This is a genomic window from Streptomyces botrytidirepellens (assembly GCF_003721215.1).
Lineage (GTDB): Bacteria > Actinomycetota > Actinomycetes > Streptomycetales > Streptomycetaceae > Streptomyces > Streptomyces himastatinicus.
This window is the reverse complement of the sequence record NZ_RIBZ01000707.1, coordinates 1-7,325: the sequence shown is the minus strand read 5'-3', so window position 1 is coordinate 7,325 and position 7,325 is coordinate 1. Positions and strand designations below refer to the sequence as shown.

Below are 7,325 nucleotides of genomic sequence, written 5' to 3'. Positions count from 1 at the left end.
CCGCACCGCGGCCGGACGCCGCGGTGGCGCCGCTTCCCACCTGCCGGACCCGGCCCCCGGGCCGGTCCGCGGGCCGACCGCGCGGCCTGTGGCGCAGGCTGGTGGGCAAGCGCTGAACCACGGCGGGGCGTGCCGCCCGGAGGCGGAGGCTCAGCCGCTCTCCGTGGGCTTCGGCGCCGGAGCCAGCGGGCGGAACAACCCCTCCTGCACCACGGACACAAGCAGGCGGCCCGAGCGGTCGTAGATCCGGCCGCGCGCCAGGCCCCGGCCGCCGGTCGCCACGGGCGACTCCTGGTCGTAGAGGAACCACTCATCGGTACGGAAGGGCCGGTGGAACCACATGGCGTGGTCCAGCGAGGCCATGTCGAAGCCCCGCGGGCCCCACAGCGGCTCGACGGGCACCCGCACCGCGTCCAGCAGCATCATGTCGCTCGCGTAGGTGAGCGCGCAGGTGTGGACGAGCGGGTCGTCCCCGAGCGGTCCGACCGCGCGCATCCACACCGCGCTGCGCGGTTCCGCTTCCCTCAGTTCCTCATCGGTCCAGCGCAGCCGCTCGACGTACCGGATGTCGAAGGGCTGGCGGCGCTCCATCCGCGCGAGCGACTCGGGGAGCGCACCCAAGTGCTCGCGGATCTCGTCGGAGAGCTTCGGAAGGCTCTCCGGCTCAGGTACCTCGGGCATCGGCAGCTGCTGTTCGATGCCCGGCTCCGGACGGTGGAAGGAGGCCGTCAAATTGAAGATCGTCCGACCCTGCTGGACGGCGACGACCCGGCGGGTGGTGAAGGAGCGCCCGTCCCGGACCCGCTCCACCTGGTACACGATGGGCACGCCCGGCCGCCCCGGGCGCAGGAAGTACGCGTGCAGCGAGTGCACCGGACGGTCCCCGTCGGTGGTGCGCCCGGCGGCCACCAGCGCCTGCCCCGCCACCTGCCCGCCGAACACCCTCTGGAGCGACTCGTCGGGGCTCAGCCCGCGGAAGATGTCCACCTCGATCCGTTCCAGGTCGAGCAGATCGACCAGACGTTCGGCGGGATTGGTCATCGGAGGTGCTCCTTCGCTGAGGGGGTTCGGGGGCCGGACGGTGGCCGAAGGGCTACAGCTGGCCCACGTCGGTGACCCGGACCACGGCCCGGCCCTCCTCGTCCGAGGCGGCCAGGTCGACCTCGGCCGAGATGCCCCAGTCGTGGTCGCCGTTCGGATCGTCGAAGGTCTGCCGCACCCGCCACAGCCCGTGCTCGGGCTGCTCCTCGATCTGGAGCAGCTTCGGACCGCGGGCCTGCGGGCCGGTGCCCAGCTCGTCGTACTCCTCCCAGTACGCGTCCAGCGCGTCTCCCCAGGCGTCCTCGTCCCAGCCGGACTCGGCATCCATCTCGCCCAGCTCCGCCGCCTTGTCGAGCGCGGCCAGCTCGACCCGGCGGAACATCGCGTTGCGCACCAGCACCCGGAAGGCGCGGGCGTTCGCGGTGACCGGCCGGACCTGGTCGGCACGCTCCTGCGCTTCCTCCGCGGACTCCTCCTCCGGATTGGCGAGCTGTTCCCACTCGTCCAAGAGGCTGGAGTCGACCTGCCGCACCATCTCGCCGAGCCAGGCGATGATGTCCTCGAAGTCGTCCGACTTCAGATCGTCCGGCACGGTGTGGTCCAGCGCCTTGTAGGCGCTGGCCAGGTAGCGCAGCACGATGCCCTCGGTCCGCGCCAGGTCGTAGAGCGCGGTGAACTCGGTGAAGGTCATGGCCCGCTCGTACATGTCGCGGATCACCGACTTCGGCGACAGCGGGTGGTCGCCGACCCAGGGGTGGCTCTTGCGGTAGAGCCCGTAGGCGTGGAAGAGCAGCTCCTCCAGCGGCTTGGGGTAGGTGACGTCCTGGAGCCGCTCCATGCGCTCCTCGTACTCGACCCCGTCCGCCTTCATCGCGGCGACCGCCTCGCCGCGCGCCTTGTTCTGCTGGGCCGCCAGGATCTGCCGCGGGTCGTCCAGCGTCGATTCCACCACCGAGACCATGTCCAGGGCGTAGGACGGCGACTCGGGGTCCAGCAGTTCGAAGGCGGCGAGCGCGAAGGTGGACAGCGGCTGGTTGAGCGCGAAGTCCTGCTGGAGGTCCACCGTCAGCCGGATGTGCCGCCCCTCCGCGTCGGGAGCCTCCAACTGCTCGACGATCCCGCCGTCCAGCAGCGAGCGGTAGATCGCGATCGCCCGTCGGATGTGCCGCAGCTGGTTCTTGCGCGGCTCGTGGTTGTCCTCGAGGAGGAGGCGCATCGCGCGGAACGCGTTGCCGGGGCGCGCGATGACCGACAGCAGCATCGTGTGGGTGACCCGGAACCGGGAGGTGAGCGGCTCGGGGTCGGAGGCGATGAGCTTTTCGAAGGTGTTCTGGCCCCAGTTGACGAAGCCCTCCGGGGCCTTCTTGCGGACCACCTTGCGGCGCTTCTTGGGGTCGTCCCCCGCCTTCGCGAGCGCCTTCTCGTTCTCGACGACGTGCTCGGGCGCCTGCGCCACCACGAACCCGGCGGTGTCGAACCCGGCGCGCCCGGCCCGGCCCGCGATCTGGTGGAACTCCCGCGCCCGCAGCGTCCGCACCCGCTGGCCGTCGTACTTCGTGAGCGCGGTGAACAGTACGGTCCGGATCGGTACGTTGACGCCCACCCCGAGCGTGTCCGTACCGCAGATGACCTTCAGCAGTCCGGCCTGGGCCAGCTTCTCCACCAGCCGCCGGTACTTCGGCAGCATCCCCGCGTGATGCACCCCGATGCCGTGCCGGACATAACGGGACAGGTTCCGGCCGAACTTGGTGGTGAAGCGGAAATTGCCGATCAGAGAGGCGATCTCGTCCTTCTCCGCCCGCGTGCACATGTTGATGCTCATCAGCGCCTGCGCCCGTTCGACCGCCGCGGCCTGGGTGAAGTGCACGATGTAGACGGGTGCTTGCCGGGTCTCCAGCAGCTCGGTGAGCGTCTCGGTGAGCGGCGTCGTGCGGTATTCGTAGCTCAGCGGCACCGGCCGGGTCGCCGACCGCACCACCGCGGTGGACCGCCCGGTGCGCCGGTTCAGGTCCTCCTCGAACCGCGTCACATCGCCGAGCGTCGCCGACATCAGGATGAACTGGGCCTGTGGCAGCTCCAGCAGCGGGATCTGCCACGCCCAGCCCCGGTCGGGCTCCGCATAGAAGTGGAACTCGTCCATCACGACCTGGCCGATGTCGGCGTCCTTGCCGTCCCGCAGGGCGATGGACGCCAGCACCTCGGCCGTACAGCAGATGACGGGCGCGTCCGCGTTGACCGACGCGTCCCCGGTGAGCATGCCGACGTTCTCGGTGCCGAAGAGCTTGCACAGCTCGAAGAACTTCTCCGAGACCAGGGCCTTGATCGGCGCGGTGTAGAAGGTGACCTCGTCCCGGGCCAGCGCGGCGAAGTGGGCGCCCGCGGCCACCAGGCTCTTTCCCGATCCGGTGGGCGTCGACAGAATGACGTTCGCCCCGGACACCACTTCGATCAGCGCCTCCTCCTGGGCGGGATAGAGCGAGATGCCCCGCTCCTCGACCCAGGTCGAGAACCTCTCGAAGAGAGTGTCGGGGTCGGCTTCGCTCGGCAGCTGATCGATAAGAGTCACGGACCTATACTGCCTGGTTTCCCCGGCGGGGCGGGAACCGGCTGTGCGGACGAAGATCGTCCGTGGCTAGGGTGTGGTGAGCCGATGCAACCAACTCCCGCACCGAAGCGGGCAAGAACAGGGGCGGGGTACGACCATGATGGGACCGGCGCATTCGCTGTCCGGAGCGGCAGCCTGGCTGGGAGTGGGTGCGGCGGCCGCCGCGGCCGGCCACGAGATGCCCTGGCCGGTACTCGTCGTCGGCGCGCTGATCTGCGCCGGAGCGGCGCTCGCCCCCGACCTCGACCACAAGGCGGCGACGATATCCCGCGCCTTCGGGCCGATCTCCCGGGTGCTGTGCGAAGTGATCGACAAGCTGTCGTACGCGGTCTACAAGTCGACCAGGAAACCGGGCGACCCCCGTCGCTCGGGTGGCCACCGCACCCTGACCCACACCTGGGTCTGGGCCGTCCTCATCGGCGCCGGATCCTCGGCACTCGCCGTGGTCGGCGGCCGCTGGGCGGTGCTCGGCATCCTCTTCGTCCACATGGTGCTCGCGGTCGAGGGTCTGCTGTGGCGGGCGGCGCGGGTCTCCAGCGACGTCCTGGTGTGGCTCCTCGGCGCCACCAGCGCCTGGATACTCGCCGACATCCTGAACAAGCCGGGCAACGGCGCGGACTGGCTGTTCACCGCGCCGGGCCAGGAATACCTCTGGCTGGGGCTGCCGATCATCCTCGGCGCCCTCGTCCACGACATCGGCGACGCGCTCACCGTCTCCGGCTGCCCGATCCTGTGGCCCATACCGATCGGCCGCAAGCGCTGGTACCCGATCGGCCCGCCGGAGGCCATGCGCTTCCGGGCGGGCAGCTGGGTCGAGCTGAAGGTGCTGATGCCCGTCTTCATGGTGCTCGGCGGAATCGGCGGGCTGGGTGCCCTCGGCTTCATCTGAGCCCCCGCCCCACGGCGGTCCCGGTCCTGGCGATGCCGGTGCCGGGAACCGCCGGGGCGCAGGCGCCCGGGGTGTCACTGGTGCCAGGAGCGCCACAGCGCCGCGTAGGCGCCGTCGGCAGCCACCAGCTCGTCGTGGCTGCCCAGCTCGCTGATCCGGCCCGCCTCGACCACGGCGATCACATCCGCGTCATGCGCGGTGTGCAGCCGGTGCGCGATGGCGACCACGGTCCGGCCGTTCAGCACTTGGGCCAGCGACCGTTCCAAATGGCGGGCCGCCCGCGGGTCCAGCAGCGAGGTGGCCTCGTCCAGCACCAGGGTGTGCGGGTCGGCGAGCACCAGCCGGGCCAGCGCGATCTGCTGCGCCTGCGCCGGGGTCAGCGCCAGTCCGCCCGAGCCGACCTCCGTGTCCAGGCCCTCCTTCAGCGCCCGCGCCCAGCCGTCCGCGTCCACCGCGGCGAGCGCGGCCCAGAGCTCGGCATCCTGCGCGGAGGTCCGGGCCAGCAGCAGATTGTCGCGCAGCGAGCCCACGAACACATGGTGCTCCTGGTTGACCAGGGCGACATGGGTGCGCACCTGCTCGGCGGGCATCCGCGCCAGCTCCGCGTCGCCCAGGGTCACCCGGCCGGTCCGCGGCCCGTAGATCCCGGCCAGCAGCCGACCCAGCGTGGACTTGCCCGCGCCGGACGGGCCCACCAGCGCCAGCCGCGTCCCCGGCGGCACCGTCATGGACACCTCGTGCAGCACATCGCTGCCCTCCCGGTAGCCGAACCGCACCTCGTCCGCCCGCACCTCACGGCCGACGGGCGCCACCCCGGCATCGGCCGGGCCCGGCTCGATCTCCCGCACCCCCACCAGCCGGGCCAGCGACACCTGCGCGACCTGGAGCTCGTCGTACCAGCGCAGGATCAGCCCGATCGGCTCGACCAGCATCTGCGACAGCAGCGCCCCCGTCGTCAGCTCGCCGACCGACATCCAGCCCCGCATCACACAGACGCCGCCGATCATCAGCACCGAGCCGGTGATCAGCGTGTAGCTCACGTTGATCACGGGGAAGAGCACCGAGCGCAGCCACAACGTGTATCGCTCCCACGCGGTCCATTGCCTGATCCGCAGCTCGGACTGGGCGATCCGCCGGTCGCCCAGCCGGTGGGCCTCGATGGTCCGGCCCGCGTCCACGCTCTCGGTCAGGGACGCGGACACCGCCGCGTACCCGGCCGCCTCCGAGCGATAGGCGCTGGGCGCCCGCTTGAAGTACCAGCGGCAGCCGATCACCAGCACCGGGAGCGCCACCAGCACCGCGAGACCCAGTGGCGGGGCCGTCACGGTCAGCGCGCCCAGCAGCAGGCCCGTCCAGACCACGCCGATGGAGAGCTGCGGGACCGCCTCGCGCATCGCGTTCGCCAGCCGGTCGATGTCGGTGGTGATCCGGGACAGCAGATCACCGGTCCCGGCCCGCTCCAGCACGCCCGGCGGCAGCCCCACCGACCGTACGAGGAAGTCCTCGCGCAGATCGGCCAGCATCTGTTCGCCCAGCACCGCACCGCGCAGCCGTACCATCCGTACGAACACGGTCTGCACCACGAGCGCCACCGCGAACAGTGCGACGGTGCGCTCGATATGGAGGTCGTCCTTGCCCTGCGACAGGTCCTCGACCACCCCGCCCAGCAGCTGGGGGCCGACCATCGAGGCGAGGACGGCGGTGGCGTTCACCGCCATCAGCACGCTGAAGGCCTTCCGGTGCCGCCGCAGCAGCTCGCGCACGTAGTCCCGCACGGTGGCGGCCGTGCCGACCGGCAGTGTCGTCGCCGACTCCGGTGCGGCCGGGTCGTAGACGGGTGGCGCCACGCCGATCATGCCGACTCCTCGATCTGTTCCTCGATGCGTTCCAGTTCCGTGAGCCCGCCGCGGCCGTCGTCCCGCTCCCCGCCGTTGTCCGGCTCCCGGGTGACCACCGCGCGATACGCGGGATCGGTGCGCAGCAGCTCGCGGTGGCTTCCCACTCCCGCCGCCACGCCGTCGTGCACGAACACCACCCGGTCGGCCTGGTCCAGCAGCAGCGGGCTGGAGGTGAACACAACCGTGGTCCGGTCCGTCCGGAGCCGCTTCAGCCCCTCCCCGATGCGTGCCTCGGTGTGCGAGTCCACGGCCGACGTCGGTTCGTCCAGCACCAGCACCTCCGGGTCGGTCACCAGCGAGCGGGCCAGCGCCAGCCGCTGCCGCTGGCCGCCCGACAGCGAGCGGCCGCGTTCGGTGATCCGGGCGCCCATCGGGTCGCCGTCGCCGGAGTCGGCCACCGAGGCCTGCTCCAGCGCCTCCAGCACATCACCGCACTGCGCCGCGTCCAGCGCCTCCTTCGGCGGCACCGCGCCCGACCGCGGCACATCCAGCAGCTCGGTGAGCGTGCCCGACAGCAATACCGGGTCCTTGTCCTGGACGAGTACCGCGGCGCGCGCGGTGGCCAGCGGCACCTCGTCCAGCGCGACCCCGCCCAGCAGCGCCGAGGGCGCCCCGCCGCCGTCCCCGGATTCCGCGTCGTCCTCGGTGGGGTGGCCGCCGAGCCGGTCCGCCATCCGCCCCGCCGCGTCCGGATCGCCGCACACCACCGCGGTCAGTTGCCCGCTCGGTGCCAGCATCCCGGTGGCCGGGTCGTACAGATCACCGGTCGGCGGCTTCGTGCCGAGCCCGGCGTCGAATCCGGCGTCGGGTCCAGCGCCGGTGCCGGAGCCCGGCCCGGCCGCCCGCGCGTCCTCGATCGCGGCCGAGGGGCGCCGCAGCGCCAGCACCCGGG

General features: G+C 71.7%; 5 protein-coding genes. 1 reads left to right on the top strand and 4 read right to left on the bottom strand.

Annotated features, from left to right (window positions below):
* Window positions 1-150: 150 nt before the first annotated feature.
* Together EEJ42_RS36470 and EEJ42_RS36465 are read right to left on the bottom strand one after the other, a co-directional pair.
* Window positions 151-1,041, bottom strand: coding sequence for an acyl-CoA thioesterase (locus tag EEJ42_RS36470; RefSeq protein ID WP_123106481.1), 891 nt, complete (start codon window positions 1,039-1,041; stop codon window positions 151-153).
* Window positions 1,042-1,093: 52 nt separating this feature from the next.
* Entirely contained in the window at window positions 1,094-3,607 is a 2,514-nt protein-coding gene (locus EEJ42_RS36465) for a DEAD/DEAH box helicase (RefSeq protein ID WP_123106480.1), read from the bottom strand.
* Window positions 3,608-3,743: 136 nt separating this feature from the next.
* Between EEJ42_RS36465 and EEJ42_RS36460 the strand changes: the two genes are divergently transcribed.
* Complete coding sequence (locus tag EEJ42_RS36460; protein ID WP_123106479.1) at window positions 3,744-4,535, top strand: metal-dependent hydrolase; 792 nt, start codon at window positions 3,744-3,746, stop codon at window positions 4,533-4,535.
* Window positions 4,536-4,609: 74 nt separating this feature from the next.
* On the opposite strand, the gene EEJ42_RS36455 is transcribed toward EEJ42_RS36460, so the two are convergent.
* On the bottom strand, window positions 4,610-6,391 hold the full coding sequence (locus EEJ42_RS36455; RefSeq protein ID WP_123106478.1) for an ABC transporter ATP-binding protein: 1,782 nt from the start codon (window positions 6,389-6,391) through the stop codon (window positions 4,610-4,612).
* Window positions 6,388-7,325: ATP-binding cassette domain-containing protein (locus EEJ42_RS36450; protein WP_246097600.1), on the bottom strand; the 938-nt coding region annotated here is incomplete at its 5' end. The genes EEJ42_RS36450 and EEJ42_RS36455, both read right to left, overlap by 4 nt.

What these genes read in the sequence shown, in the direction of transcription:
- EEJ42_RS36455 (WP_123106478.1), bottom strand. Translation starts at nt 6,391, where the DNA reads ATGATCGGCGTGGCGCCACCCGTCTACGACCCGGCCGCACCGGAGTCG.
- EEJ42_RS36460 (WP_123106479.1), top strand. Translation starts at nt 3,744, where the DNA reads ATGATGGGACCGGCGCATTCGCTGTCCGGAGCGGCAGCCTGGCTGGGA.
- EEJ42_RS36470 (WP_123106481.1), bottom strand. Translation starts at nt 1,041, where the DNA reads ATGACCAATCCCGCCGAACGTCTGGTCGATCTGCTCGACCTGGAACGG.